30 protein-coding genes are annotated in these 26,051 nt (G+C 69.6%); 13 read left to right on the top strand and 17 right to left on the bottom strand.

The features are described 5' to 3' along the window. Positions 1-45: 45 nt before the first annotated feature. The 3 genes from ACPWT1_RS09985 to nadC are packed head-to-tail and all read right to left on the bottom strand — an operon-like array spanning position 46 to position 2,499. The gene (locus ACPWT1_RS09985; RefSeq protein ID WP_427915214.1) at positions 46-504 is read right to left on the bottom strand and encodes a metallophosphoesterase family protein; all 459 of its coding nucleotides are present in this window, start codon (positions 502-504) and stop codon (positions 46-48) included. Positions 505-520: 16 nt separating this feature from the next. Next, positions 521-1,636, bottom strand: coding sequence for a quinolinate synthase NadA (gene nadA, locus ACPWT1_RS09980; protein WP_427915213.1), 1,116 nt, complete (start codon positions 1,634-1,636; stop codon positions 521-523). Beyond that, positions 1,636-2,499, bottom strand: coding sequence for a carboxylating nicotinate-nucleotide diphosphorylase (gene nadC, locus ACPWT1_RS09975; RefSeq protein WP_427915212.1), 864 nt, complete (start codon positions 2,497-2,499; stop codon positions 1,636-1,638). The genes nadA and nadC overlap by 1 nt, the downstream gene beginning before the upstream one ends. 82 nt (positions 2,500-2,581) lie before the next feature. On the opposite strand from nadC, the gene ACPWT1_RS09970 reads away from it, so the two are divergent. Beyond that, positions 2,582-2,908, top strand: a complete 327-nt coding sequence (locus ACPWT1_RS09970; RefSeq protein WP_427915211.1) for a thioredoxin family protein — start codon at positions 2,582-2,584, stop codon at positions 2,906-2,908. Positions 2,909-2,920: 12 nt separating this feature from the next. Here ACPWT1_RS09970 and ACPWT1_RS09965 read toward each other — a convergent pair whose 3' ends face one another. From ACPWT1_RS09965 to ACPWT1_RS09945, 5 genes are all read right to left on the bottom strand, one after another. Next, positions 2,921-3,583, bottom strand: coding sequence for a hypothetical protein (locus tag ACPWT1_RS09965; RefSeq protein ID WP_427915210.1), 663 nt, complete (start codon positions 3,581-3,583; stop codon positions 2,921-2,923). Positions 3,584-3,652: 69 nt separating this feature from the next. Then, positions 3,653-4,639, bottom strand: a complete 987-nt coding sequence (locus ACPWT1_RS09960; RefSeq protein ID WP_427915209.1) for an NAD(P)H-dependent glycerol-3-phosphate dehydrogenase — start codon at positions 4,637-4,639, stop codon at positions 3,653-3,655. 13 nt (positions 4,640-4,652) lie between these two features. Continuing rightward, positions 4,653-5,126 carry a protein-export chaperone SecB gene (secB, locus tag ACPWT1_RS09955; RefSeq protein ID WP_427915208.1) on the bottom strand — a complete coding sequence of 158 codons (474 nt, stop codon included), beginning with the start codon at positions 5,124-5,126 and terminating at the stop codon, positions 4,653-4,655. Positions 5,127-5,227: 101 nt separating this feature from the next. Further along, the gene (grxC, locus tag ACPWT1_RS09950; RefSeq protein WP_427915207.1) at positions 5,228-5,485 is read right to left on the bottom strand and encodes a glutaredoxin 3; all 258 of its coding nucleotides are present in this window, start codon (positions 5,483-5,485) and stop codon (positions 5,228-5,230) included. A gap of 26 nt (positions 5,486-5,511) precedes the next feature. Beyond that, entirely contained in the window at positions 5,512-5,919 is a 408-nt protein-coding gene (locus tag ACPWT1_RS09945) for a rhodanese-like domain-containing protein (protein ID WP_427915206.1), read from the bottom strand. 82 nt (positions 5,920-6,001) lie between these two features. Between ACPWT1_RS09945 and gpmA the strand changes: the two genes are divergently transcribed. The 4 genes from gpmA to ACPWT1_RS09925 all read left to right on the top strand — a co-directional run bounded on the left by gpmA (position 6,002) and on the right by ACPWT1_RS09925 (position 10,656). Then, entirely contained in the window at positions 6,002-6,745 is a 744-nt protein-coding gene (gene gpmA / locus ACPWT1_RS09940) for a 2,3-diphosphoglycerate-dependent phosphoglycerate mutase (protein ID WP_427915205.1), read from the top strand. A 156-nt stretch (positions 6,746-6,901) separates the two neighbouring features. Continuing rightward, on the top strand, positions 6,902-8,341 hold the full coding sequence (locus ACPWT1_RS09935; RefSeq protein ID WP_427915204.1) for a S41 family peptidase: 1,440 nt from the start codon (positions 6,902-6,904) through the stop codon (positions 8,339-8,341). Positions 8,342-8,526: 185 nt separating this feature from the next. After that, positions 8,527-9,843 carry an ATP-binding protein gene (locus tag ACPWT1_RS09930; protein WP_427915203.1) on the top strand — a complete coding sequence of 439 codons (1,317 nt, stop codon included), beginning with the start codon at positions 8,527-8,529 and terminating at the stop codon, positions 9,841-9,843. 54 nt (positions 9,844-9,897) lie between these two features. Continuing rightward, positions 9,898-10,656 (top strand): HesA/MoeB/ThiF family protein, encoded by a 759-nt coding sequence (locus ACPWT1_RS09925; RefSeq protein WP_427915202.1) that lies wholly within the window; start codon positions 9,898-9,900, stop codon positions 10,654-10,656. Positions 10,657-10,660: 4 nt separating this feature from the next. Here ACPWT1_RS09925 and ACPWT1_RS09920 read toward each other — a convergent pair whose 3' ends face one another. Together ACPWT1_RS09920 and ACPWT1_RS09915 are read right to left on the bottom strand one after the other, a co-directional pair. Further along, positions 10,661-12,853 (bottom strand): AsmA family protein, encoded by a 2,193-nt coding sequence (locus ACPWT1_RS09920; protein ID WP_427915201.1) that lies wholly within the window; start codon positions 12,851-12,853, stop codon positions 10,661-10,663. A 7-nt stretch (positions 12,854-12,860) separates the two neighbouring features. Continuing rightward, positions 12,861-12,998, bottom strand: coding sequence for a hypothetical protein (locus tag ACPWT1_RS09915; RefSeq protein WP_427915200.1), 138 nt, complete (start codon positions 12,996-12,998; stop codon positions 12,861-12,863). A 191-nt stretch (positions 12,999-13,189) separates the two neighbouring features. On the opposite strand from ACPWT1_RS09915, the gene ACPWT1_RS09910 reads away from it, so the two are divergent. After that, entirely contained in the window at positions 13,190-13,576 is a 387-nt protein-coding gene (locus tag ACPWT1_RS09910) for a response regulator (RefSeq protein WP_427915199.1), read from the top strand. Between the two features lie 22 nt (positions 13,577-13,598). Here ACPWT1_RS09910 and ACPWT1_RS09905 read toward each other — a convergent pair whose 3' ends face one another. Further along, positions 13,599-14,231: a response regulator gene (locus ACPWT1_RS09905; protein WP_013902425.1), complete on the bottom strand. Its 633-nt coding sequence runs from the start codon at positions 14,229-14,231 to the stop codon at positions 13,599-13,601. A gap of 126 nt (positions 14,232-14,357) precedes the next feature. Between ACPWT1_RS09905 and ACPWT1_RS09900 the strand changes: the two genes are divergently transcribed. From ACPWT1_RS09900 to ACPWT1_RS09875, 6 genes are all read left to right on the top strand, one after another. Beyond that, positions 14,358-15,707, top strand: coding sequence for a CHASE3 domain-containing protein (locus ACPWT1_RS09900; RefSeq protein WP_427915535.1), 1,350 nt, complete (start codon positions 14,358-14,360; stop codon positions 15,705-15,707). 185 nt (positions 15,708-15,892) lie between these two features. Further along, positions 15,893-16,195 carry a hypothetical protein gene (locus ACPWT1_RS09895; RefSeq protein WP_427915198.1) on the top strand — a complete coding sequence of 101 codons (303 nt, stop codon included), beginning with the start codon at positions 15,893-15,895 and terminating at the stop codon, positions 16,193-16,195. Between the two features lie 70 nt (positions 16,196-16,265). Then, entirely contained in the window at positions 16,266-16,646 is a 381-nt protein-coding gene (locus ACPWT1_RS09890) for a phage holin family protein (protein WP_427915197.1), read from the top strand. Further along, the gene (locus ACPWT1_RS09885; RefSeq protein WP_427915196.1) at positions 16,643-17,116 is read left to right on the top strand and encodes a hypothetical protein; all 474 of its coding nucleotides are present in this window, start codon (positions 16,643-16,645) and stop codon (positions 17,114-17,116) included. The genes ACPWT1_RS09890 and ACPWT1_RS09885 overlap by 4 nt, the downstream gene beginning before the upstream one ends. An 82-nt stretch (positions 17,117-17,198) precedes the next feature. Then, complete coding sequence (locus ACPWT1_RS09880; RefSeq protein WP_427915195.1) at positions 17,199-17,516, top strand: BON domain-containing protein; 318 nt, start codon at positions 17,199-17,201, stop codon at positions 17,514-17,516. A gap of 60 nt (positions 17,517-17,576) precedes the next feature. Continuing rightward, positions 17,577-18,716, top strand: coding sequence for a zinc-binding metallopeptidase family protein (locus ACPWT1_RS09875; RefSeq protein ID WP_427915194.1), 1,140 nt, complete (start codon positions 17,577-17,579; stop codon positions 18,714-18,716). A gap of 27 nt (positions 18,717-18,743) precedes the next feature. On the opposite strand, the gene ACPWT1_RS09870 is transcribed toward ACPWT1_RS09875, so the two are convergent. Continuing rightward, on the bottom strand, positions 18,744-19,235 hold the full coding sequence (locus ACPWT1_RS09870; RefSeq protein WP_427915193.1) for a BON domain-containing protein: 492 nt from the start codon (positions 19,233-19,235) through the stop codon (positions 18,744-18,746). Positions 19,236-19,353: 118 nt separating this feature from the next. Next, positions 19,354-21,816, bottom strand: a complete 2,463-nt coding sequence (locus tag ACPWT1_RS09865; RefSeq protein WP_427915192.1) for a ligase-associated DNA damage response DEXH box helicase — start codon at positions 21,814-21,816, stop codon at positions 19,354-19,356. A gap of 69 nt (positions 21,817-21,885) precedes the next feature. Here ACPWT1_RS09865 and ACPWT1_RS09860 point away from each other — a divergent pair, with 69 nt between their 5' ends. Continuing rightward, the gene (locus ACPWT1_RS09860) at positions 21,886-23,604 is read left to right on the top strand and encodes a SulP family inorganic anion transporter (protein ID WP_427915191.1); all 1,719 of its coding nucleotides are present in this window, start codon (positions 21,886-21,888) and stop codon (positions 23,602-23,604) included. Here ACPWT1_RS09860 and ACPWT1_RS09855 read toward each other — a convergent pair. From ACPWT1_RS09855 to folE, 4 genes are read right to left on the bottom strand one after another with little or no spacing between them, the layout of a single operon-like run. After that, a complete protein-coding gene (locus ACPWT1_RS09855; RefSeq protein WP_427915190.1) occupies positions 23,550-24,377 on the bottom strand; it encodes a DUF429 domain-containing protein in 828 nt (275 codons plus the stop codon). The two genes, ACPWT1_RS09860 and ACPWT1_RS09855, sit on opposite strands and share 55 nt — an antisense overlap. After that, positions 24,374-24,802, bottom strand: coding sequence for an acyl-CoA thioesterase (locus ACPWT1_RS09850; protein ID WP_427915189.1), 429 nt, complete (start codon positions 24,800-24,802; stop codon positions 24,374-24,376). Before ACPWT1_RS09850 ends, ACPWT1_RS09855 begins: the two co-directional genes overlap by 4 nt. 17 nt (positions 24,803-24,819) lie before the next feature. Beyond that, positions 24,820-25,242 (bottom strand): BLUF domain-containing protein, encoded by a 423-nt coding sequence (locus ACPWT1_RS09845; protein WP_427915188.1) that lies wholly within the window; start codon positions 25,240-25,242, stop codon positions 24,820-24,822. 4 nt (positions 25,243-25,246) lie between these two features. After that, the gene (gene folE / locus ACPWT1_RS09840) at positions 25,247-25,981 is read right to left on the bottom strand and encodes a GTP cyclohydrolase I (protein WP_427915187.1); all 735 of its coding nucleotides are present in this window, start codon (positions 25,979-25,981) and stop codon (positions 25,247-25,249) included. Positions 25,982-26,051 lie beyond the last annotated feature (70 nt).

The following is a 26,051-nucleotide window of genomic DNA, read 5'->3' as shown; positions in this document are numbered from 1 at the left end:
GCTCGTCGTTTGGGTGGCGCGGAGGATAGCGCCGCTCGACCGGCGTCAGCCCTGGAATTCCACCAGCCGCGGCTCTGCCTCGCCGTTGCCCACCAGCAGTTCGCCGGCCGAGATCGGCAGCTTGAAGCGGCGCGGTCCGGCGCTGCCCGGATTGACGAACAGCACGTCGCCGTCGCGGCGCACCAGCGGCTTGTGTGAATGGCCGGAGACCACCACGTGCGCTTTGGCGTCGCGTGCGGCGCTTCCGAGCTGCGACAGGTCGTGGATCACCAGCAGGCGCACGCCGCCGACGTCCAGCAGCTCGGTCTCGTGCAGGCGCTGGGACCAGGGTCCGACGTCGTTGTTGCCGCGCACGGCGGTCAGCGGCGCGATCGCAGCCAACGCCTCCAGCACGCCGGCGTCGCAGATGTCGCCTGCATGCACGATGCGGTCGCTGCCGCGCAGGAAGTCCAGCACCGCGGGGCGCAGCAGGCCGTGGGTGTCGGAGACGAGGCCGATGCGCATGCGGCCCCTTCCGCCCTCACGCAGCGCCGATGTTCGGCACGAGCGCGCCGGCCGGCTGGCCGTTCTTCAGCGCGGCCGTGAACGCCAGCATGCGGTCGATGGGCAGGCGAGCCCGCTGGCCGAGCGCGGCGTCGACGTGGATCTCGTTGCCGCCCGTCTCCAGCACGTGGGCCAGGCCGGCCAGGCCATTCATGGCCATCCACGGGCAATGCGCGCAGCTCTTGCAGGTGGCGCTGTTGCCGGCGGTGGGCGCCTCGTAGAACACCTTGTCCGGGTTCAGCGTGCGCAGCTTGTGCATCATGCCGTTGTCGGTGGCGACGATGAACTCGCGCGCATCCAGCTCGCGGGCCGCCTTCAGGATGCCGGAGGTGGAGCCGACTGCATCGGCGAGTGCCACCACGTCGGCGGGCGATTCCGGATGCACCAGCACCTTGGCTTTCGGGTGCTCCTTCTTCAGCGCTTCCAGTTCGAACGCCTTGAACTCGTCGTGCACGATGCACGAGCCGCTCCAGAACACCATGTCGGCGCCGGTCTCGCGCTGGATGTAGCCGCCCAGGTGCCGGTCGGGCGCCCACAGGATCTTGTGGCCCTTCTCCTTGAGCGCGTGCACGATGTCGAGCGCGCAGCTGGAGGTCACGAGCCAGTCCGAGCGCGCCTTCACGGCGGCGCTCGTATTGGCGTAGACCACCACGGTGCGATCGGGATGCTGGTCGCAGAACGCGCTGAACTCGTCGATCGGGCAGCCCAAGTCGAGCGAGCAGGTCGCGTCCAGGTCGGGCATCAACACGCGCTTCTCGGGCGAGAGGATCTTGGCCGTCTCGCCCATGAAGCGCACGCCCGAGACCACGAGCGTCTTCGCCGGGTGGTCGCGGCCGAAGCGCGCCATCTCCAGCGAGTCGCTCACGAGCCCGCCGGTTTCCTCCGCCAGGTCCTGCAGGTCGGGATGCACGTAGTAGTGCGACACCAGCACCGCGTCGCGCTCCTTCAGGAGCCGCTTGATGCGCGCCTTGAGCTCGGCCCGCTCGGCTGGCGACGGCTCCAGCGGCACGCGCGCCCATGCGTGCTTCGTGCTGCACACGTCGCCCGCGGGTTGCTCGTACTCGACGTCCTTGATCGGGATCACGGCAGACATCAGAGGTCCTTGAAACGCATGGAATAGTCGGTGGCCTTCACGTCCTTCGTGAGGGTGCCGATGGAGATGCGGTCGACGCCGGTCTCCGCAAGGGCGCGCAGGCCGTCCAGCGTGACGCCGCCCGAGATCTCCAGGATGGCGCGGCCATTGGTGATGCGCACCGCCTCGCGCAGGGTGGGCAGGTCCATGTTGTCCAGCAGGATCATCTTCGCGCCGGCGCCGAGAGCCTCTTCCAGCTGCGCCAGCGTCTCGACCTCGATCTGCACGAACGCGGCGCGCGCCGCAACGTCGGCCGCCGATCGCAGCACCGCGGACACGCCGCCAGCCGCCGCGATGTGGTTCTCCTTGATCAGCACCGCGTCGTACAGGCCGATGCGGTGGTTGGTGCCCCCGCCAATGCGGACGGCGTACTTCTGCGCCAGGCGCAGGCCGGGCAGCGTCTTGCGGGTATCGACGATCTGCGCCCGCGTGCCGCGCACGGCCTCGACGTAGGTGGCGGTCTTGGTGGCCACCCCGCTGAGCAGTTGCAGGAAGTTAAGCGCGGTGCGTTCGGCCGTGAGCAGCGCACGCGCATTGCCGCGGATGTCCACCACCGGCTGGCCAACGGTGGTGCGTCCTCCTTCCGGCACGGCCCAGGTGATCGTCGCCTGCGGGTCCAGCTGCCGCACCGCCGCGACCAGCCAGGGGCCACCGCACACGATGGCCGCTTCGCGCGCGATCACCAGCGCCTGGGCGCGCCGCTCTGGATCGACGAGGCCAGCGGTGAGGTCGCCGCCACCGACGTCCTCGGCGAAGGCGCGGGCCACGTCCGCGCGTGCGAGTTCGGCCACGGCGGCGGGAGAGAAATCGAATCCTTCAGGCATGGGCCGAGCATAGCGGGAACGCCGTGCCACCACCCTGCCCAAGGACGCTGCAGGCGGACTGCCGCGCGCCCACAATGCAGCCATGCAAACGACCTATCTCGACAAGGAACCGGGCCGCGACGAGGTGGCGGCCTGGACCGGACCCACGCTGCTGGAGTTCGGCACGGCATGGTGCGGCTGGTGCCGCGCGGCGCAGCCGAAGATCGCGCAGGCGCTGGAGGGCCATCCGTCCGTGCGCCACGTGAAGGTGGAGGACGGCAGCGGACGTCCCCTGGGGCGTGCCTACCGCGTGAAGCTGTGGCCCACGCTGGTGTTCCTGCGCGACGGCGAGGAGATCGCCAAGCTGGTGCGGCCGCAGGAAGCCGCCGAGATCGCACAGGCGCTGGCGCAGATCGATCCCGCCGCCTGACTGCGGCGCTGCTCAGTCCGCCGCGAAGCAGTACAGCAGCCCGGCGCCGCCTACCTTCGCCAGTGCCGGCATGCTGCAGCCGGGCGTGCCATGCGACGAGTTCCACGACGCATTGGCCACCGGATCCGGATTCGTGCCGGTGCGATCGAGGTGGCCGACGATGGCCGATCCCTGGTCACTGCTGGTCCAGTTGCGGCAGGTGGTGTCATTGGCTGCCGTCGACGCGCGTCCTTCGGGCGTCGAGCCGGTCAGGATGTCGTGCATGTTCGGCGTGTCGCCACGGCCGTTGACCACGCCGCCCTTCTCGGTCAGCGACGTCTGCTTGCCCAGCTTGTTGTTGACGCTGTGCAGGTCCTCCACGCTGGTGGCCACGACCTCGCCCTTCGCGTTCTTCCACGGCCCCTTGCCGATGCGATCGCGCGCGTTGACGGCCGGCTGCCCGTTCGCCGCCGTGGTGCTCAGGTAGGCGTGCCAGTCACGCTGCCCCGCGCCGACGCTGGCGGCCAATGTCTTGCATTGCTGGTCCGCGCCGGCGAGCCCGCCGAGATCGGCACCCTTGCCCGGGTTGGCGCTGGTGACGAAGAACGAGATCGGGTTGCGGGGTCCCGTCGCGCAGCCGCCGAGCACGGTGGTGGCGACGATGGCGGCGACGAACAGCCGGGGACGGTGGGTCATGGAACCTCCTGGATGGGAGGCGCAGGGTAGCGGCGCGGCCCGCGGCCGGGCATCGGGAAACGCCCGTGATCAGCCGCGTTCCGCCGCCGGGTCGCGGCCCATCAGCTGTGCGACGGCCTGCGCAGGCCGCAGCTGGCCATCCAGCAGCGCAACAACGGCGCGGGTGATGGGCATGTCGACGCCGGCGCGCTCGGCCCGCTGGGCCACGGTGCGTGCGCTGTACACGCCTTCGGCCACATGCCCCAGCGACGCGACCGCCTCCGCCAGCGTGCGGCCTTGGGCCAGCAGGAGTCCCACCTGGCGATTGCGGCTGAGATCGCCGGTGGCGGTGAGCACGAGGTCGCCGAGGCCCGAGAGGCCCATGAAGGTGTCCGAGCGGCCGCCCAGCGCCACGCCGAGGCGGGTCATCTCGGCGAGACCGCGCGTGATCAATGCAGCGCGCGCATTGAGGCCCAGTGCCAGGCCGTCGCACAGGCCGCAGGCGATCGCCAGCACGTTCTTCACGGCGCCGCCGACCTCGGCACCCACGAGGTCGTCATTGGCGTACACGCGCAGGTTGTCCCCATGGAACGCGGCCACCAGCGCCTCGCGCACCCGTGCATGCGGGCTCGCGGCCACCAGCGCGGTGGGCTGGCGGCGCGCCACTTCCTGCGCGAAGCTGGGACCGGTGAGCGCACCACCGAGCAGCGCGGGCGCCACCTGGGCCTGCACCTCGTGGCCCAGCAGGCCCGCGCTGCCGGACTCGAACCCTTTGCACAACCAGGCGACGGGCGCCTCGCACGCGGCCAGCGCCTGCAGCGTCGAGCGCAGGCCCGCCATCGCCGTGGCGACGATCACCAGGTCGGTTCCGCGCGCGAGTGCGGCCGGATCGCCCGACGCGACCTGCAGGCCCTCGGGCAGGTCGATCCCGGGCAGGTACTTGGTGTTGCACCGCTGCGAGCGCAGCGTGTCCGCCAGCGCGGCATCCCGCGCCCAGAGCGAGACCTCGTGCTGGCGGGCGGCGTTCGTGGCCAGCGCCGTGCCCCAGGCACCGGCGCCGAGCACCAGCAGCTTCATGCGCCGGGTCGCGTCAGGCCGACGCGATGATGGGCGAGCCCTGCTGGCCCTTCTGCTGCAGTTCCACCTGCTGCTGCTCGTACATGGCCTGGAAATTCAGTTCGGCCAGGTGCACGGTGGGGAAGCCGGCCCGCGTGATCAGGTCGGCGACGTTGGCGCGCAGGTAGGGGTAGACGATCTGCGGGCAGGCGATGCCCATGATCGGGCCCATCTGCTCCTGCGGCAGGTTGCGGATCTCGAAGATGCCGGCCTGCTTGGCCTCGACCAGGAACATCGTCTTGTCCTTGATCTTGGTCGTGACGGTGGCGGTGACCGCCACTTCGTACATGCCGTCGGCAACCTGGCCGGCCTCGATGCCCAGCTGGATGTCCACCGTGGGCTGCTCCTGCTCGAGCAGGATCGCGGGCGAATTGGGCTGCTCCAGGGACGCTTCCTTGAGGTAGACGCGCTGGATCTGGAAAACGGGGTCTTGCTGCTGCTCGGCCATGGTGGTGTCCAAAGGAAAGGCCCGCCAGGGCAGCGGGCCGGGGATGCGAGCCGGCGATTATCTCAGGCCGGCAGGAGGAGCCGATCCACCTGGCGGGACGATCAGCCTTGCAGCAGCGGCAGCAGCCCGCCCTGGCTGTCCAGGGCCATCAGGTCGTCGCAGCCGCCCACGTGCGTGTCGCCGATGAAGATCTGCGGCACCGTGCGGCGGCCGGTGATCTCCATCATCTTCGCGCGCTCCTGGGGCTGCATGTCGACGCGGATCTCGTTGATGTCGTTCACCCCGCGCGCCTTGAGGATCTGCTTGGCCCGGATGCAATACGGGCAGACGGCGGTGGTGTACATCGTGACGGGTTGCATGGTGCTCCTGGCTTGCGGCCCTGACTTCAGGCCTTCTCGACCGGCAGGTTAGCGTCTTTCCAGGCCTTGAGCCCGCCGGCCAGGACTTGGGCCTTGTCGTAGCCAAGTTTCTTCACGGTCGGCAGCGCGCGTTTGGCGCGGACGCCCGACGCGCACACCAGGATCAGCGGCAGCGTCTTGTTCTTCACCACCTCGGGCAGCCGCTGTTCCAGCTGCGCCAGCGGTACGTTGCGCGCGCCGGCCACGTGCCCGGCCGCGTACTCCTGCGGCTCGCTGACGTCGACGACGATGCCCTTCTCGCGGTTGATGAGCTGCACGGCGCCCTGCGCGGTGAGTGCGCCCGCACCCGGTGCCTGCAGCACGGGCCACAGCAGCATGCCGCCGGAGGCGAGCGCCACCGCGATGAGCATCCAGTTGTTGATGATGAAGTCCATCGGTTCCTTGTCGTGTCTTGCCGCGCCCCTCGCGCAAACCTGCGATTCTAGAATCCACGGTTTGGCCTGACTGATCCTCCCCATGTACAAGCTCGTGCTGGTTCGCCACGGCGAATCGACCTGGAACCTCGAAAACCGATTCACCGGCTGGACCGACGTCGACCTCACCTCGACCGGCGTCGAGCAGGCCAAGGCCGCCGGCCGGCTGCTGCGCGCGGAGGGCTACGAGTTCGACGTCTGCCACACCAGCGTCCTCAAGCGCGCCATCCACACGCTGTGGCATTGCCTGGACGAGATGGACCGGCAGTGGCTGCCGACGGTCAAGTCGTGGCGGCTCAACGAGCGCCACTACGGTGCGCTGCAGGGCCTGAACAAGGCCGAGACGGCCAAGAAGTTCGGCGACGACCAGGTGCTGGTCTGGCGCCGCAGCTACGACATCCCGCCGCCCGCGCTCACCGCCGACGACTCGCGCTGCGAGCGCGCCGACCTGCGCTATGCACGCCTGCGCCCCGGGGAAGTGCCGCTCACCGAGTGCCTGAAGGACACCGTGGCCCGCGTGCTGCCGTACTGGAACGAGTCGCTCGCACCGGCCATCAAGTCGGGCAAGCGCCTGCTGGTGTCGGCGCACGGCAATTCCATCCGCGCGCTGGTGAAGTACCTGGACGGCATCTCCGACGCCGATATCGTGGGCCTGAACATCCCCAACGGAATTCCGCTGGTGTACGAGCTCGACGACGAGCTGCGGCCGCTGCGGCACTACTACCTGGGCGATGCAGAGGCGGCAGCGCGGGCTGCAGCCGCGGTCGCCAACCAGGGCAAGGCCTGACCGACTGCCCGGCGCGAACTGCGAACGGACGGTAAAGCCCCGGTTTTTTTACACGCGGCCCGCCGCTCTACCGGAACCCTGACGGCTTGCGGACATCTGAGGGTGTTCTCAGGTGTATAAATTGCATTCGCCGTACGCGAAGGATTCCGTTTACCCATGAGCCACAAACTCAAGATTGCCGGCTGGATTTCGGTGGGCGCGCTCGCCGGTGCGCTGACGACGGTCTCGCTGCAGACCGTCGCCCGTGGCTCGCTGGCCCCGCTGCCGCTCGAGGAGCTGCAGCAACTGGCCGCCGTGTTCGGCATGGTCAAGACCGACTATGTCGAGCCCGTGGACGAGCACAAGCTGATCAGCGACGCCATCTCCGGCATGGTCGCCGGCCTCGACCCGCATTCGCAGTACTTCGACAAGAAGTCGTTCAAGGAATTCCGCGAGGGCACGTCCGGCCGCTTCGTCGGCGTGGGCATCGAGATTTCGCAGGAAGACGGCCTGGTCAAGGTGGTGTCCCCCATCGAGGGCTCGCCCGCCTACCGTGCCGGACTCAAGCCCAATGACCTGATCACCAAGATCGACGACACGGTGGTCAAGGGCCTCACCCTGTCCGAGGCCGTGAAGAAGATGCGCGGCGAGCCGAACACCAAGGTCACGCTCACCATCTTCCGCAAGGACGAGAGCCGCACCTTCCCGGTTACCGTCACGCGCGAGGAGATCCGCACCCAGTCCGTCAAGGGCAAGGTGGTCGAGCCCGGCTACGCCTGGATCCGCCTGTCGCAGTTCCAGGAGCGCACGGTCGATGACTTCGTGAAGAAGGTCGACGAGATCTACAAGGCCGAGCCCAATCTCAAGGGCATGGTGCTGGACCTGCGCAACGACCCGGGCGGCCTGCTCGATGCGGCGGTGGCCATCTCCTCGGCGTTCCTGCCCGAGAACGTGACGGTGGTCTCCACCAATGGCCAGCTGCCCGAGAGCAAGTTCGTCTACAAGGCCGCGCCCGAGTTCTACCAGCGCCGCGCCGGGGCTGACCCGCTGCGTCGCCTGCCGGCCGGACTGAAGTCGGTGCCGCTGGTGGTGCTGGTCAACGAAGGCTCCGCGTCCGCCAGCGAGATCGTTGCCGGCGCCCTGCAGGACCACAAGCGCGGCACGGTGCTGGGCAGCCAGACCTTCGGCAAGGGCTCGGTGCAGACGGTGCGTCCGCTGGGTCCCGACACCGGCCTGAAGATCACCACGGCCCGCTACTACACGCCCAGCGGCAAGTCGATCCAGGCCAAGGGCATCGTGCCGGACGTGCTGGTCGACGAGAGCGAGGAAGGCAACCTGCTGTCGCTGCTGCGCGTGCGCGAGTCCGATCTCGAGAAGCACTTGAACAGCGGCCAGGGCCCCGAGGTCAAGGACGCCGCGCGCGAGAAGCTGCGCGAACTGGCGATCAAGAAGGCCGAGGAGGAAGCGCGCAAGCCCGTGGCGGACCGCAAGGTGCCCGAGCTAGGCAGCGACAAGGACTTCCAGCTGGCGCAGGCCATCAACCAGCTGAAGGGCCGTCCGGTCCTCGTGAGCAAGACGCAGATCATCGAGAACAAGAACGAGAAGAAGGAACAGTGACCCGCGCGGCACGCGCCGCCGAGTCCCGCAAAGCCAGCCTCCGGGCTGGCTTTTTCTTTGCCGCATCGCTGAGCGACCGCCGCTTGCTGCAGGTCGACTCCTACGGGCGGTCCGGCAGACAACGCACACGCAACGCCTGTCTCGGTGGTCGTTGAGCCAGGGGAGGACGCGCCTAGATTGCCTCGATGCCCGTGATTCGCGATTTCGCGCTGGACAACGACGAACTGCGGCCAGCGACGCCTGGACCGAGTGTGTCCACGGGGCAATCCCCTGCTTCGGAGGATGCCCGTGCTCGCGTTGCCACCACTGACTGGGGAAGCACGCCGCTGGGCGCTCGCGACACCTGGCCCGCAGCCCTGTCCGTTGCCGTCGAAACCGTCCTCGCGTCCAAGACGCCCATGCTGGTGGCGTGGGGACCAGAGCTGACCGTGATCTACAACGGCGGCTACGTCCGTGTCCTGGGGCAGCGCCACCCGTGGGCGATGGGAAGGCCGTTCAGGGAACTCTGGCCGGAGATCTGGCACGAGACGGAGCCGCTCGTCTCGCTCGTGCTCCGCGGAGAGCCCGTGCGCGTGCGGGATGGCGCCTATGTGGTGACCCGCGGCGGGACACCAGAGCAGGCGCTGTTCGATTTCACCCTGACTCCTCTGCGGGACCTCGAGGGGCCGGTACGAGGCGTGCTCCTCATCATCTCGGAGTCGACGTACCGCAAGCAGCTGGAGAATTCATTGCGCGACAGCGAGGCGCAGTTGCGCCTGATGGACAAGCGCAAGGACGCCTTCCTCGCCACGCTGGCCCACGAGTTGCGCAACCCGCTGGCGCCGATCGCCATGGGAGCCGCGGTCCTGGCGAACCTGAAGGACGACCCCGACAAGGTCGCGCACTTCGCCAACATCATCGGGCGGCAGGCCAGGCACATGACGGGCCTGGTGGATGACTTGCTCGAAGTGAGCCGCATTGCCCGCGGCCTGCTGCAGATCGAGCACGAACCGGTCAGCGCGCTCGACGTGGCCAGGAGCGCCGTCGAACAGGTGCAGCCCCTCATCGACTCGCGCGGGCAGCATCTCCGCGTCAGCCTGCCCGCGCGCGACGTCTTCCTTCTCGGAGACCACAAGCGGCTGGTCCAGGTCCTCGTGAACCTGCTCCAGAACGCCGCGAAGTTCACCGGGGTCGGCGGACGGATCGAGCTCAGCGTTTCGGAGGAACCGCAGGTGCTGCGCATGCTCGTGAAGGACAGCGGCGAAGGCATGTCCGAAGACTTCCTTCGCTGCGCGTTCGAACTGTTCGCCCAGGCCCACAAGCCCGGGGACGGAGTCCAGGCCGGCCTGGGGATCGGGCTGGCGCTGGTCAGGAGCCTCGTCCAGATGCACGGCGGGTCGGTCCAGGCCCGCAGCGAGGGCCCAGGCCGGGGCAGCGAGTTCGAGGTGATGCTGCCGAAGGACACGTCCGTCCAGGCCCTGGGCGCCAGGGCACGGGGTCCTGCAACCTCCACGATGCCCTGAGTGCGCCGCCTCGCGCGTTGCGGCGCCAGGCCCTTTGTCCCCGACAATGCGCGCATGACGGACGACGATCTCCTGCGCTATTCGCGGCACCTTCTCCTCGAGGAGATCGGCGTCGAAGGGCAGGAGCGCATCGCGCGCAGCCACGTGCTGGTGATCGGCGCCGGCGGCCTCGGTTCACCGGTGGCCCTCTACCTGGGCACGGCGGGCGTCGGCCGCATCACGCTGGTCGACGCGGACGTGGTGGACCTCACCAACCTGCAGCGGCAGATCGCGCACGGGATGCAGCGCATCGGCCAGCCCAAGGCCGAATCGGCGCGCACCGCGATCGCGCAGCTCAATCCGCACGTGCAGGTCGAGGCGGTCGTCGCGCGCGCCGACGCCGCCTCGCTCGACCGTCTGGTGGCCGGCGCGGACATCGTGGTCGATTGCTGCGACAACTTCGCCACCCGGCAAGCCGTGAACGCAGCCTGCGTGCGGCATGGGCGCCCGCTCGTCTCGGGCGCAGCCATCCGCTTCGACGGCCAGCTCGCGGTGTTCGACACGCGCGATCCGCACGCACCGTGCTATGCCTGCGTGTTCCCGGCCGACAGTGCGCCCGAGGAGACGCGCTGCGCCACCATGGGAGTGTTCGCGCCGCTGGTGGGCATCATCGGGGCGATGCAGGCCGCCGAAGCCCTGAAGCTCGCCAGCGGGGCCGGCACGCCCCTGGTGGGCCAGCTGCTGATGCTGGATGCGCGCACGATGGAGTGGACACGTCTGCGCACGCCGCGGCGCGTCACGTGCCCCGTCTGCGCCCAGCGCGCGATCCTCTGACGCGCTAAGGCGCGTTCGCCGCCTTCGGCGTGCCCTGCGGCGTGAGTTCCTCGCGCGCCGAGGCGGTCCTGGGCTTGTCCGCGGACGCGTCGGCACGCTTGTCCTCCGCGCCCGGTGCTGGTCCCGCACCCATGCGGCTGGTGGGCACCGGCACCGACTTGCCACCCGCACCCGCCACCGGCGGTGCCGTCTGCTCGACGCGGGCTTCTGCGCGCGGTGCCGCGGCGGCCTTCATGATCCCTTGGCAGTCCGCGTCGCGGCCGGGGCCGGTCTCCACCGTCGCCAGCAGGGCCAGCAGCGGATTGACGGCACTCAGGCCCACCATCGCGGCGGCGCGCTTGGCCAGCGCGGCCTTGTCGAGGCTGGGGTGCAGGTCGCCGAAGGTGCCGGTGATCTTCAGGGGCGAGCGCAGGCTGAGGATGCTCTTGTCCTTGGGCCTGGCCTGCATGTACACGTCCAGTCCCTCGGTCGCGAGGTTGATCTTCGCGGCGCCGTTGAACATCGTGTCGGTCGTGTCGAACAGCAGCGCCCGCGAGGTCATGAGCCCGTTCTGCACGTCGAACGCGGCAACCCCGCAGCGCACCTGCACCCGCTGGTCGCCCTCGGTGAAGAACTTGAGGATCTCGCCGCCATCGAGGCCCGCGAACTCCAGCAGCAGGTTGCTGATCTCGCCCTCGCCCATCAGCACGGCCAGGCGCCCGCTGGACGACCCCAGCAGCTGCCGCACCGACGTGCCCCCAGCCGCCAGGTCGATCTGCGCCTGCAGCTTGCCGATGCTCTCGCGCATCGTCTTCGAGGCGGGAACGAGCTTGCTCATGACCAGGTCCCGTCCATCCAGCCGCGCCTGCACCCGCACCGGCTTCGCGTTGGCATCGATGCGCATGCTGCCGGCCAGCTGGCCGCCGGCCACGCCAAGATCCAGCGGATCCAGCACCAGCAGGCCGTTCTTCAGGTGCACGTGCACCGCCATGCGGTCCAGTGGCATCCCCTTGGCATTGACGATGCGCGAGGCGTCGATGCGCACATCGGCGTCCATGGTCTTGAGGCGGCTCACGTCCAGCGGCGTGTCCGGCAAGACCTTGCGGTTGGGATCCTTGGGCTTCTTCGGCTTCTTGCCTGCAGGCGTCGCGGCAGCGACCTTCGCCGCCGCCTTCTTCGCTGCCGGATCGTCCTTGATGCCGATCACCGGGGCCAGGTCCTCGAAGTCCAGCATGCGCGAGCGCAGCTGGCCCTGCAGGGAGGGCCGCGATCCGCCCTGGTCGAAGGCCAGCGTGCCGGCCATGTCCGAGCGTCCGAGGCGTCCATCGATCTCGCTCACGGTCCAGACTTCGCCCTGCTTCGTGAGGTGCCCCGCCACGGCATAGCGCGGCGTGTTGGGCAGCACCACGCCGACCAGCTTGTACAGCTGCGCGAGGTCCTGCCCACCGAGCTGGAAGCGCACGTCGGCGCCATCGAGTTCAGCCAGGTTGGCGATCGACCCGTTCGCGCGCAGGCTGGTCGAGTCTGCGGTGAGGCGCACCTCCGCCGGGAACGGATGCCGCTGCGGGCCATTGAGCGACAGCACGTCGCCCGTGCGGCCTTCGGCGTTGAACGGCTGGTCCTTCCAGCGTCCACTCGCCTTGAACTGCAAGGGCAGCGACGCCGGATTGCCGGCCGCCTCGCGGCGCATCGCAAACTCGGCGCGGACGTCGGCGCCCTGCGCGTGCGCCACGTAGTGGGCCGTGCCTTGGTCCACCACCATCGCCCCGATCTGCGGGACGTTCTTCTCGTCCTTCGTGTCGCTGCCCAGGGCCCAGGTGCGCCTGCCATCGGGCTCCACCTGCAGGCCCAGCTCCGGCTTGGTGAGCTTGACCAGGGGCAGCTCGATGCGCCGGTGCAGCAGCAAGGGCAGCAGGTGCACGTCGACTTCGGCGGCGTCCGCCTTGACCAGGAACCTGTCCTGCGCCCAGTCGGGGTTCGCGAACTCGATGCCGTCCATGAGCACGCGCGTCGTGCGGCCCAGCTTCACGTCGAGGCGGCGCGTGATCTCGAAGTGCCGCCCGGTCTTCTGGCTCACGTAGCGGTTCACGGGTCCGCGCAGCATGTCCCACGGGAACAGCACCAGCAGCAGCACCAGCGCGAGCAGCACCGCGCCGATCACCAGGAGGGCCTTCGACCAGCGGGGCAGGTGTGCGTCCGTGGCTGCGGCGTCGGCCATGGTCAGGTCAACGGCTGGCGGCGGGCTGCGCGTCGGCCGCCGGCAGCCGGACCCCGCCGCCGACGTCGGGCTCGCCGAGCGCAACGAGCGCGGCGATGGCCAGCGTGGCCAGGAAGATCATGAGCATGTGCAGGACGAATTTCATGCCGGGAGGTCCATGGGGCACAGCAGTCTCTGCCCTGCCAGCGGCCAAGCCGGTCAGTATCGTGCGTGAGCTCCTGTCGGCACCTGCCTACACCCTTGGCAGGTTGTCGCCGTGCAGCCGGGACGCTGGCACCGCTGGCACAATGCCCCGCGACGTGCGCATCGCATGCGCGTTCCCTCCCACATCTGCCCGTGACGCTGCGCACCTTCATCGTCGAAGACAACGCGACCATCCGCGAGAACCTGATTGGCACGCTGGAGGAACTGGCCTCCATCCAGCCGCTGGGCTGGGCCGAGAACGAGGCCGACGCGCGCGCCTGGCTCTCGGGCCAGCACGGCGACTGGGACCTGGCCATCATCGACCTGTTCCTGCGCCAGGGCAGCGGCCTGGGCGTGCTGGAGGCCTGCAAGGCCCGCGAGCCGCGCCAGCGCGTCGTGGTGCTGTCGAACTACGCCACCACCGACATGCGCAAGCGCTGCTCGCAGCTGGGCGCCGATGCGGTGTTCGACAAGTCCAACGAGATCGACGCGCTGATCGACTACTGCATGCAGCAGTCGACGGGACAGGCGTCGGCCTGACGCGGCGTCGCCGCGCCGAAGCTCAGTCGATGAGCTTGTTCTTCAGCGCGTAGTAGGTGAGGTCGCTGTTGGAAGCGAGGCTCATCTTCTCCATCAGGCGCGTGCGGTACGTGCTGACGGTCTTGACCGAGAGCGACAGCGCCTTGGCGATGTCGCCAGCGGTCTCGCCCTTGGCGAGCTTGAGGAAGACCTGGAACTCGCGCTCGGACAGCTGCTCGTGCGGCGCGCCGCCTTCCTTGCGGTTCAACTGCTGCGCCAGCAGCTCGGCCACGGCGGGCGAGATGTAGCGCCGGCCCAGCGCGATGGTGCGGATCGCATTCACGATCTCCATCGGCTCGCATTCCTTGTTCAGGTAACCGCTCGCGCCCTGCCGGATCAGGTTCATCGCGTAGTGCTCCTCCGGGTAACCCGAGAGGATCAGGATGCCGACGTCGGGCGCCTTCGCGCGGATCATGCCGAGGGCGTCGATGCCGCTCTGGCCGGGCATGGACAGGTCCATCACGAGCACGTCGAGCTCGGTGGTGCGCACCAGGTCGATGGCCTCGCGGCCACTGGCGGCCTCGCCCACCACGCGCAGGTCCACCTGCTCCGAGAAGAACTGCTTCAGTCCCGACCGGACGATGGCGTGGTCATCCACAATGCCGACTTTGATCATGTCTGTTCTCTTTCCAGCGCCTGTGCGCGAGGCCATTGTGGCCCAAAGCACGGCGCAAATGGCCTACCCTTCAGCCATGATTATTTCGGATTTTGAGCTTCGCGGGGGCTCTCGGCAGTGAACTCCCTGCGTGCCTCATCCGTGCCGAGGCTGGCCATCGGACTCGCACTGGCCCTGCTCGCGGCACTGGCGCTGATCGGCATCAACGAGGTCGGCCATCGCCGCTCCATCGCCGCGCTGGACAGCATGGCGCGCGAAGCTGCGATGCGCTCCGGGCTCGACTGGCTGCTGCAGAACGTGCTCGATGCGGAGACGGCCTCGCGCGGGTTCCTGCTCACCGGCGAAACGCGCTACCTCGCGCCTTACCAGGCTGCGACGTCCAACGTCGACCGCGCCATCGAGCAGATGGGACCGGCCTGGAGCGATGCGACCGAGGACGCCCCCGTGCTCCGGCAGCTGGGCCAGGACGTGCGAAGCCTCCTGGCCCAGATGGATCATTCGGTGCAACTGCGCCGCACGGGGCATGCCGACGCCCGGCAGGAACTGCAGCTCACCGATGCGGGCAAGGACACCATGGATGCGATCCGCGCCGAGGCCACGCGCCTGATCCAGGGTGCCACCGCCCGCATGGACCGCAGCCGCAAACAGGTGCGGCGCACGCTGATGCTGGCGCGCGTCGGCATTGCGGCCACCACGCTCGTGGCGCTGCTCGCGTCCTGGCTGTACCTGCGCAAGTCGTCCGCGCTGGCGCGAGCCGGCGAGGAACAGCAGCGCGCCCTGCAGCAGGAGCGTGACCTGCTGGAGCGCCAGGTGCGCGAACGCACGGCGAGCCTGGCCGAACTGGCCACCCACCTGCAGCAGGTGCGCGAGGACGAGCGGGGCCACCTCGCGCGCGAGCTGCACGACGAACTGGGCGCGCTGCTCACGGCCGCCAAGCTGGACGTGGCGCGGCTGAAGTCGCGCCTCGGCCCGCAGCAGTCCGAGGTGGCGCAGCGGCTGCAGCACCTGACCGACACCCTGAACAGCGGCATCGCCCTGAAGCGCCGCATCATCGAGGACCTGCGTCCGTCGTCGCTGGCCAACCTCGGGCTCACCGCGTCGCTGGAGATCCTCGCGCGCGAGTTCTCCGAGCGGTCCGGCGTGCAGGTGGCGACCGACCTCGAGCCGGTGCGCCTGGACGAGGCGCACCAGCTCACGGTCTACCGGGTCGTGCAGGAGTCGCTGACCAACATGGCCAAGTACGCCGATGCGCAGAAGGCGGAGGTCGCCGTCCATGCGAACGGCGGCCACGTGGAAGTGGTCGTCAGCGACAACGGCAAGGGCTTCGAGCCGGTGCACTCGCGCCCCACGTCGCACGGCCTCGCGGGCATGCGCCACCGCGTCGAGGCCGCGGGCGGCCGCCTGACGGTGGAGTCCGCACCCGGCAAGGGCACGCGCGTGGTCGCCGCTTTGCCGGCACTCGCGACGCCAGCGTGATGGCTGCCGAGCTGTCGGCAAGCTCCTACATCGCCCCGCCTCGCGGACCGACATCCGGTCACGCCGGAGGCTGATCAGCCAGCGCGGGAGGCGCCACGTACGCTTGTCCGCGCAGCGCATGTGACACCGCGCCGCCACCGGTGCCGCGCTCGCACCGAGGCGCAACAACGATGAAGGACAGCAACATGGCCATCACGACCAGCAAGACGACCCGCGCCCAATCCACCGCCCAATCGCTCGCCGACGACGCGCTCGACAAGGTGCGCGACCTGCGCTACGGCGTGCAGGACCTCGCCAACAAGAGCATCTCCGCGATGGGCGAAGGTGCCAGCGTCGCGCAGGAACGCCTGGGGCGTTATGCGAGCACCACGGGCCGGTACGTTTCCGAGCAGCCCGTCAAGTCGGCGCTGATCGCGGCCGCCATCGGCGCCGCCGTCGCCGCGATCGTCATGGTCGCGCGCAGCCGCCGCGATCGCTACTACTACTGAACGCACAACCGCGCGCGCCGGGCCGCCTTCAACCGCGGCCCGGCGCAGCGTGACGGAGGGAGGTGATCGAATGAGCATCGTGCACCCGATCTTTTCGGTGCTGGTCAGCCGGCCCGAGCTGGTCATGGACCACATGGCCGGCTACGCCGCCCTGGCGCAGGAGGAAGCCACCTCCGTGGGCACCGAAGTCGTCAAGCGCGCGGCGGCCTGGGCCGTCTGCGGCATTGGTGCCTTCCTGTTCGTCGTGTTCGCGGGCATCGCGATCATGCTGGGCGCCGTGCACGAGGAATTCCACTGGGCGCTCGTGATCGTGCCCGCAGTGCCGCTGGCAGTGGCGGTGGGCGCGTTCCTGGTGGCGCGCAAGAAGCTACCGGGACGCGCGTTCGCCGAGCTGCGTGCGCAGCTCGATGCCGACGCGCAGGCCCTGCGCACGCTCGGGGGACGCCCGTGAGCGCGGGGTCCGACCGGCTCGATCGCTCGCGTCTCGCGATCCTCGAACACCTGCATCGCAGGGAGCAGCGCCGCCATCCCCCGGCCGATGCCCTGCTGGACAGCCACGAGTCCGGCGAAGGCCAGGCCGGCACCGGCGCGCGTGCGCGGCCGCGCCGCCACCACGCGTCGGGATCGTGGTTCGAACGCGTCCGCGAGGCGCTGGACAGCTGGTGGCGCTACCACCCGGCCCACATGGCCGTCGACATCGCGCGGCCGACGCTCTCGTCCTATGCGCGGCGCAAGCCGGCGCAGTATCTCGGCATCGCCGCCGCCGCTGGCGCGGTGGTCTTCCTGCTGCGCCCCTGGAAGCTGATCTCGGTGACGGGCGTGCTGGTCGCGCTGGTGAAGTCGCCGCAGGTGGCGGGCCTGGTGATGTCCGCGCTGTCCACGGGCCACAACCCGGATGACGACCCGCCGCACGAGGAATGAAAGTCCGCCGGCGGCTGTTGGTGCGGCCCGCCGGCGTGCGACAAGGGAGAAGCCGCACCGTGTGAGTCCAAGGAGAAGAGTCATGAAGAGATACGCACGTGCCCTCGCCATCGCTGCACTTGCCGCCGCCACGCTCGCCGGAACCGGCTGCTCCGTCATGCGGGGCCAGGAAACCGCAGGCGCCTATGTCGACGACGCCGCGATCACCACCGCCGTGAAGGCGAAGTTCGTCGAGGACAAGACCGTCGACGCCACCGCCATCAAGGTCGAGACGCTCAATGGCACCGTGCAGCTGTCGGGCTTCGCCAAGTCCGGCACCGAGAAGACGAAGGCCGGAGAACTGGCCCGCAACACCAAGGGTGTGCGCTCGGTCAAGAACGACATCAGCGTCCGCCCGTAACCAGCCCCTGTTCCCCCACCGCCCGGCGCTGCCTCGCGGCATCGCCGGGCGTTCGCACTCATGAAGACCTTTCGCTGCGACCACTGCGGGCATCCGCTGTTCTTCGAAAACGTGACCTGCCTCCAGTGCGGCAGCAGCCTGGCGTTCCTGCCGGACCGGCTGGCGCTGTGCGCCGTGGAGCCGGCGGAAGGCGAGGGCCTGTGGCGCCGCAAGACCGCGCGCGGCCGCATGGCGGGTGCACCGACATACCGGCTTTGCCACAACACGACGGCCTACCAGGCCTGCAACTTCGCGGTGCCGGCCGACGACCCCAATCCGCTGTGCGTCTCGTGCCGGCAGACGCGGGTGCTGCCCGACCTCTCGGTGCCGGAGAACGTGGACCGCTGGTTCAACATCGAGGCCGCCAAGCGCCGCCTCTTCTTCACCCTCGCGCGGCTCGGGCTCGTGGCCGTCACCCCGCCCAATGGCGAGCGTGACGGGCCGGTGTTCGAGTTCAAGGCCGACGTGCCCGGGGAGATGGTGATGACCGGCCATGCCGAGGGCGTGATCACGCTGAACGTGGCCGAGGCCGACGACGCCGAGCGCGTGAAGCGGCGCGTGGAACTGCACGAGCCCTATCGCACGCTGCTGGGCCACCTGCGCCATGAGTCCGGCCACTACTACTGGGACCGCCTGATCGACGAAGGCGGCCGCGTCGAGGAATTCCGCAAGGTGTTCGGCGACGAATCGATCGACTACGCCGAGGCGCTGCAACGCCACTACGCATCGGGCGGCCAGCCACCCGGCTGGGAGAACAGCTTCGTCAGCGCCTACGCCACGTCGCATCCGTGGGAGGACTGGGCCGAGACGTGGGCGCACTACCTGCACATGGTCGACCTGCTGGAAACCGCAGCGGCCTACAACACGCGTGTCGAGGTGCCGGGCGCGGGCGGCGACGAGGTGGACGACCCGTTCGAGATGCCCGACTTCGACAAGCTGGTCGAGCAATGGGTCCCGGTCACCTTGCTGGTCAACAGCCTCAACCGCAGCCTCGGCCAGGGCGATGCATACCCGTTCGCGCTGTCGCAGCCTGCCCTGGACAAGCTGCGTTTCGTGCACAACGTGATCCGGGCTCCGCGCAAGCAGGCGGCGCCTGCACCCGCCGCCGGCGATGCGGGCTCCGCGATGGCGAAGCCGGAGCCGGCGCCGCAGCAGGGGTGAGCGGGCCGGCGGCGGGGCCCTGCCCGTTCAGCTCGCGCTCACCGTGAGCTGGTTGTTCACCGACTTCACGTCCTTCACGTTCTGGGCGATCTCGCTGGCGCGCGCCTTCGCCGCGGCGGTGGGCACGGAGCCGCTGAGCGTGACCACGCCTTCGCGCGTGTCGACGTCGATGCGCAGCGGATTGAGTTCCTTGTCGGCCTTCAGGCCCGTCAGCACCATCGAGGTCAGCTTGTCATCGGCCTTGCCGTCGGCCCTCGTCTCGGCGCTGCTGCCGTAGGCCTTGTCGCGCGCGTCGGCGGCGGCGCCCATCACGCTGGTGGACGCATCGCGCGAGCCCTGGCTGGCAGCCTGCGAACTCTCGCCGAGCTTGTCCTTGGCCGCCTGCCCGGTGCGGGTCGCGGCGCTGTCGGCCCGCTGGCCAACCGTGGTGTCGTCGCTGCGCTCGCCACAGGCGGCAAGCGCGAGAGCCAGGCCGAACGCGGCCGCGCTCAGCAGGCCGCGTTGAAGCGCGGGGGTCATGGGTCTTCCTTTCGAGGAACGCGGGACGCATCCCGCACAGCCGCAACTCTAGGGAGGCCCGCCGCGCTGGCGCAGCGGCGCACCGCGCAAGCGCCTGTAGGAGCTGTCGCGCGCAAGCTCAGCGGGGCGCATCCTTCTCCATCGCGCAGATGATGCGGTCGAGCCGCGTCGACAGCTGCTCGGTCGTGAGCTTCTCGCGGAACCGCTCCACCATCAGCGGCAGGCTCATCGGACTCGGATGTTTCAGGGCGACGATGTCCAGCGTGCGCGTGGCGATGCGCTCGAGCGTGGCCCGCAGGCGCGACAGTTCCAGCTCCTGGCTCAGCACCTCCTGCTCCGCCTGCGACAGCAGCAGGTTGCCCTGGTCGTACTTGCGGAACACCTCATAGAACAGGCCGCTGGACGCCTGCAGCTGCCGCATGCTCTTGGGCTGGCCCGGGTAGCCCGTGAAGACAAGGCCGGCGACACGCGCAATTTCGCGGAAGCGGCGCTGCGCGAGCTCGGACGAATTGAGCGAGGCCAGCACGTCGTGCAGCAGGTCGGCCGTGGTGAACACCGAGCCGTCGCGCACCGGCGCCAGGTCGAACGGCTCGGCGCTCACCAGCTCGAAGCCGTAGTCGTTGACCGAGATGCTGAAGGTGTTGGGCCGGTCGCGCGCAAGCCGCCACGCCAGCAGGCTGGCCAGCCCGAGGTGCACGTGCCGTCCGGCGAAGGGATGGACGTACAGGTGCTGGCCCTCGCGCGACTCGTAGCTCTCGACCAGCAGCGTGGCGGGCGTGGGGATGCGCGACAGCCTCGCCTGCGTCTCCAGCATCGGCCGCGCGGCCACCAGTTCAGGATGCGGGTACTCGCCGCGCGCGGCAGTCTGCATCATCTCCAGCACGGCGTCGCCCAGCTCGGTGGTCAGCGCCATCTTGCTGCCCATCCACGTCGGCACGGTGCCGCTCTTGCGGGTGGCGCGCTTCACGTACGCGGCCATGTCCTGCACCCGCACGAACTCCAGCAGCTTGCCCGCGAAGTAGAAGCAGTCACCCTTGCGCAGGCGCGCGATGAAGCCTTCCTCGATGGTGCCGATGTTGCCGCCCGAGAGGTACTTCACCTGCATGGAGGCATCGCTCACGATGGTGCCGACCGAGAGGCGGTGCCGCCGCGCGATGCCGCGGTCGGGCACGCGCCACACGCCCTGCTCATCCTTGCGGATGCGGTGGTAGTCGGGATAGGCCGACAGGCTCTCGCCCCCGCGCTCACAGAACGCCAGGGCCCAGTCGAACTCCTCGCGCGAGAGCGTGCGGTACGACCAGGCAGTGCGAACCTCCTCGTACAGCGCGTCCGCGATGAAACCGCCGCCGAGCGCGATCGTCACCAGGTGCTGCACCAGCACGTCCAGCGGCTTCGCGGGCGCGTCGCGGCGTTCGACACGGCCGGCATACGCCGCCACGCGGGCCGCCGCGGCCTCGACGATCTCCATGGTGTTGGTCGGCACCAGCGTGAGTCGACTGGCGCGTCCCGGGGCATGGCCGCTGCGTCCCGCACGCTGCATGATGCGCGCCACGCCCTTGGCCGAGCCGATCTGCAGCACGCGCTCCACGGGCAGGAAGTCCACGCCGAGGTCGAGCGACGAGGTGGCGACGACCGCACGCAGCCGCCCTTCCTTCAATCCCAGCTCGACCCACTCGCGCGTGGCCCGGTCCAGCGACCCATGGTGCAGCGCGAGCTCGCCGGCCCATTCAGGGCGCGCCTCCAGCAGCAGCTGGTACCAGATCTCGGCCTGTGATCGCACGTTGGTGAAGACCAGCGTGGTCGAGGCCTTCGCGATCTCCTCCACCACCGGCACCTGCATGCCCTTGCCCAGGTGGCCGGCCCAGGTGTACTTGCCGGGATCGGGCGGGATCAGCGTGTCGATCACCAGCTGCTTGTCGATGCGGCCGCGCACCAGCAGCGGCTCGGGTTGCGAGTCGGGGCCGCACATCACCGACATCGCCTCTTCCAGGTTGCCGAGGGTGGCGCTCAGGCCCCAGGTGACCAGGTCCGGATTCAGCTGCCGCAAGCGCGCGAGCGCGAGCTGCGCCTGCACGCCGCGCTTGCTGCCGATCAATTCGTGCCACTCGTCGACCACCACGAAGCCGACCGACCGGAGTTCCTCGCGCGCGTTCTCGCGCGTGAGCATCAGGGTCAGCGATTCGGGCGTGGTGACCAGCACGGTGGGAAACCGCCGGTCCTGTCGCGCACGCTCGGCGGAGGCGGTGTCGCCGGTGCGCTGGCCGATCGTCCACGTGGGCGCCAGCTCGCGCAGCGGCTCTGTGAGCGCGCGCGTGGTGTCGGCCGCCAGCGCCCGCATCGGCGTGAGCCAGATCGCGCGCAGCGGCTCGGCGCCGCGTCCGGGCGGATGCAGGGCGAGCAGCTGCTCCAGGATGCCGAGCCAGACGGCGTAGGTCTTGCCCGCGCCGGTGGTCGCATGAAGCATCCCGCTGCGCCCCTGCGCGATGCCCCGCCAGACTTCGCGCTGGAAGGCGAACGGGGTCCAGCCGCGCGAGGCCATCCAGCTGGCGGCCGGCGACGACCTGCGGATCGGTCGGTCCATGGTGCGCGGCCATTGTCGCTGCTGCCGGGCAGCGCAGGTGGAGGTTCCAGCCTCGCTTAAGCTCGGCGGATGTCCAAGTTGTCGCGCTGGTTGCCTTTCCTCCGTTGGCCGCGTCCCACCGCGGCGCTCCTGCGCGGCGAGGTCGCTGCCGCCCTCACGGTCGCGGTGGTCATGGTCCCGCAGTCCGTGGCGTACGCGGGCCTTGCCGGCATGCCGTTGGTGACGGGCCTGTACGCCACCTTCCTGCCCATGGTGGCCGCCGTGCTGTTCTCCAGTTCCACGCGCCTGTCGGTCGGGCCCTCGGCCCTGAGCAGCGTGCTGGTCGGCGCGTCGCTGCTCGGGCTGGCCGAGCCGGGCACCGCGCAATGGGTCGCGCTGGCCGTGTGGCTTGCCCTGCTCTCCGGCGCGATGCAGCTCGCCGTGGGCGCCAGCGGTTCGGCATGGATGCTGAACCTGGTGAGCTCGCCGGTGCTCACCGGCTTCAGCCAGGCCGCGGCGGTGCTGATCATCGCGTCGCAGCTGCCGCACCTGATCGGGTTGAAGGGCAGCCTCGCCTCCCTGCTGCACGGCCCCGCCTTCGACATGGAAGCCCTGGCGTATGGGCTGGTCAGCGTCCTGCTGTTCGACCTGGGCAAGCGGCTGCTGCCGCGCGTGCCCATGGTGCTGCTGGTGCTGGCGGCGTCGGCCACGCTCAGCGCGATGACCGGCTATGCCAGCCGCGGCAGCGTTGTCGGCCTGCTGCCCGCCGGCCTGCCCGGCCTGTACTGGCCCACCCTGCCCGACTGGGACACGCTGCGTGGCCTGGTCGCCCCGGCCGTGGTGCTCGCGCTCGTGAGCTCGATGGAGATGGCCTCCAGCGCCAAGATCGAGAGCCAGCGCGACGGCAAGCGCTGGGACGCCAACCAGGACCTGGTGGGCCAGGGCGTGGGCAAGCTCGCTTCCGCGTTCTCCGGCAGCTTCCCGACCAGCACCTCGTTCTCGCGCTCGGCGATCACGCTGTATGCCGGCGCGAAGACGGGCTGGGCGACCATCGCGGCGGTGATCATCGTGCTGCTGGTGCTGCTGTTCCTCACGCCGGCGCTGTACCACGTGCCGACCGCCGTGCTGTCCGCCGTGGTGGTCGCCGCCGTGATGAACCTGGTCAAGCCGCGCGTGTTCCGCGCGCTGTGGCAGGTCGACCGCGTCGAGGCCGCGACGGCTGCGCTCACGTTCGTGGTGACCGTGCTGTCGGCGCCGCACATCTACTGGGGCGTGCTCACCGGCGTGCTGGTGGTGCTCGCGCACTTCCTCTTCCTGCGGCTGCACCCGCGCATCATCGAGGTGGGCCTGCACCCGGACGGCAGCATGCGCGACCGGCACCTCTGGAAACTCGCGCCGATCGCGCCGCAGACCTACGCGCTGCGGATGGACGCCGACCTGGACTTCGCCTCCGCGACCGCGCTCGAACGCGCCGTCGTGGAACACCTGGCGGCGCATCCGGACACGCGCCACGTCTGCCTGTTCACGCAGCCGATCAACCGCATCGATGCCACCGGCGTCGAGGTGTTCGGCGCCATCACGCGGCTGCTGCAGGGGCGCCGGATCATGCTGCACGTGAGCGGCATCAAGCTGCCGGTCGAACGCGTGCTGCGCAAGGCGGGCGAACTGAAGGAAGGCCCGCTGCTGCGGATGTACCGCACCGACGCCGAGGCGCTGCTGGCATTCGGCCGCGTGGGCGCCGCGCCGGCGGACGATCAGGCGCTGACGATCCAGCCTTCCAGCGGATCCAGGTCGTCCGGCAGGCCATAGCGCGGCGGGCCGTGCCGCTGCGCCCAGGCGGCCTGCAGCATGCACAGCACGGCATCGAGCGAGTCACCGCTCGCATCCTCCACCAGCGCGTCGCGCTGGGCGTGCGTGAGCTTCAGGCGCAGCTGCAGCCGCGTGCGTCCGGCTTCGAGCGCGGTGACGATGTCCTTGCGCGCGATCAGCCGCTCGGGCGTGTGCTTGGCCGGGTCGTCGTTCTTGTAGCTGCGTCGCCCGACCAGCTCGCGCGCCACCAACCCCGGGTAGGCCTCGAGTGCGACGCGGGTCGGGTCGCCTTCATGCAGCCCCGGGATGTCGACGCCGGCAGCCAGCAATGGCGGCAGCGCCGCATGCAGCATCCAGGCCACGGGCGGGTTCACCCACTTCATCGAGGGACTGGATCCGGCGAGCCTGTCGAACTTGCGGTGCGCGAACTTGCCGCCGGCCGGCCGCGCATCGCAGAACGCCGCGAACTCGGCGCGGATCTCCTCGCGCGGCAGGCTGCAGTAGTGGCGGATGCAGGCCAGCCACTCGCGCGGCCAGCCCAGGTGCTCCACCAGCTCGCGTGGCAGCCCGAAGGGAAAGTCGAAGCCAGCCAGCCAGGACCCGGGCTCGGCGAGCCAGTGGCCGAACTCGGGCAGCGTCTGCAGCATCTGCAGCCGATCGAGCACGACCCTGCCCTGCAGGGCATGGCCGAACGCCAGCACGATGGGCTTGCGGCGCGACGGCGCGCTGGAGAAATCGCAGCCGACCAGGGTGGCCGGCGCGGCCGCCGTCACGCGATCGGCGCGCCCAGGGCTGCGCGCACTTCCTCGGGAATGCGCACGCCGCGCAGCGGGCTGCCGGGCCCGGACTCGTAGCGGCACCACACGCGCGACTCGCTGCCGCGCGCGAGCGGGCGCTGCGTGTCCATCAGGACGATCTCGTGCTTCACGGTGAACGAGCTGCGGCCCCACAGCTCCACGTGCGAGCGTACTTCGCACTCGTCGCCGAACGTGGGCGAGCTCACGAAGGTGCACTCGGCCGCGACCAGCGGCAGCGTGAAGAGCTCGGCGCGCATGCGTGCGGCGGGAAAGCCGGCCTGCGCCACGAGCTCCCAGGTGGCCGCGTCCATCCAGCGGTAGTACGTGGGGTAGTAGATGATGCCGGCCGGATCGCAGTCGCCCCATGCCAGCGTGCGCTGCATGCGGCCGAGGACGGGCATCGCTTGCAGCCCTGCCCTCAGGCGCGCCCGCAGATCGCGGCGGTGGCCATCAGGTCTTCCAGCAGCGCGAGCGAGACCCTGCCCGACACGGCATACGGATCGAGCTCGGCCCGCTCGGAGTACTTGAGCAGCAATGACTGGTTGAGCTTGCTCAGGTTGACCTGGCCCATGGTCCAGCCGCCGAAGCGGCGCTCGAAGATCTCTTCGTAGTGCAGCAGCGCGACGTCCTTGTGGCGCGGGTCGCGCTGGATGTGGCCGAAGAGGTCGGACACCGGAAGCCGGCCGCCCTCGATGGCCTGCAGGAAGATGCCGGCGCCGTAGCAGAGGATGCCGGTGATGCCGCTCACCGGGTTGTGCTGGCGCGACTGCGCCAGGATCGATTCGATCGCGTGCGCGCTGGTGTCCACCGCGCGGCTGCAATAGAGCAGGCGAACCAGCATGGCGTCACCCCAGCTGGCGCTTGGGGATCAGCGCCAGGAATTCGCGCCGCAGCGCGGCGTCCTTCAGGAACACGCCGCGCATGACCGAGTTGATCATCTTGCTGTCCATGTCCTTCACGCCGCGCCAGGCCATGCAGTAGTGCGTGGCCTCCATCACGATGGCCAGTCCGTCGGGCTGCGTCTTCTCCATGATCAGGTCGGCCAGCTGCACCACCGCTTCCTCCTGGATCTGCGGCCGCCCCATCACCCACTCGGCCAGCCGCGCGTACTTGGACAGGCCGATGACGTTGGTGTGCTCGTTGGGCATCACGCCGATCCACACCTTGCCGATCACCGGGCAGAAGTGGTGGCTGCAGGCCGAGCGCACCGTGATCGGGCCGACGATCATCAGCTCGTTCAGGTGCTCGGCGTTGGGGAACTCGGTGATGGTGGGCACGCGCGCATAGCGGCCGCGGAACACCTCGTTCAGGTACATCTTGGCCACGCGGCGCGCGGTGTCGCCAGTGTTGTGGTCGCTCTGGGTGTCGATCACCAGGCTGTCCAGCACGCCCTGCATCTGGCCCTCGACCTCGTCGAGCAGCGCCTCCAGCTCGCCGGGCTCGATGAACTCGGCGATGTTGTCGTTGGCATGGAAGCGCTTGCGCGCGGCCAGCAGCCGTTCGCGGATGCGCACCGAGACGGGCACGCCCTCGTCGATGGCCTCCGGGCCCGGCAGGTTGGGTTCGGCTTTCATGAGCATCGGCAATCGTATCATCGGCCGCACAGCTCTGGCACGCAAGGGGACTTCCCAGGCGCCCGCGCCGGCGCTC

Source organism: Ramlibacter sp. MMS24-I3-19 (genome assembly GCF_050320135.1).
Classification (GTDB): domain Bacteria; phylum Pseudomonadota; class Gammaproteobacteria; order Burkholderiales; family Burkholderiaceae_C; genus Ramlibacter.
Note: the sequence above shows the minus strand (reverse complement) of the source record. Positions and strands in the feature narration are given on the sequence as shown.